This window comes from Paraburkholderia sp. SIMBA_053, from assembly GCF_046534895.1.
GTDB lineage: Bacteria > Pseudomonadota > Gammaproteobacteria > Burkholderiales > Burkholderiaceae > Paraburkholderia > Paraburkholderia caledonica.
In genome coordinates this window covers 1-258 of the sequence record NZ_JAWRXU010001060.1, presented here as the reverse complement: position 1 = coordinate 258, position 258 = coordinate 1, and the positions used below count along the sequence as shown (strand labels likewise).

At 67.8% G+C, this 258-nt stretch carries 1 protein-coding gene; it reads right to left on the bottom strand.

Translation table 11 applies throughout. The annotated features are described in order from the left end of the window. Positions 1-258: MFS transporter (locus SB753_RS38875; protein WP_410805390.1), on the bottom strand; the 258-nt coding region annotated here is incomplete at both ends.

Sequence of the window (258 nt, the reverse complement as noted above, 5' to 3'; positions counted from 1 at the left end):
CTGGCGCTTGCGGATCAATACGCCCCAACCAGGCGCACGCGCGTTCACGTTGGCGGCGTCGAGTGCTTCGACTTCGTCGCGTGCCTCGTCGAGATCGTCGTCGTGTGAGCGCGGTTCGGCCGAGCGGTAGAACGCGAACCATACGACGAGCCACAGCAAGCCCAGCGCGCCGATGATCACGAACGCCGCGCGCCAGCCGAACGCGAGCGCAAGCGGCGGAATGATCGCGGGCGCGAACACGGCGCCGATATTCGCGCC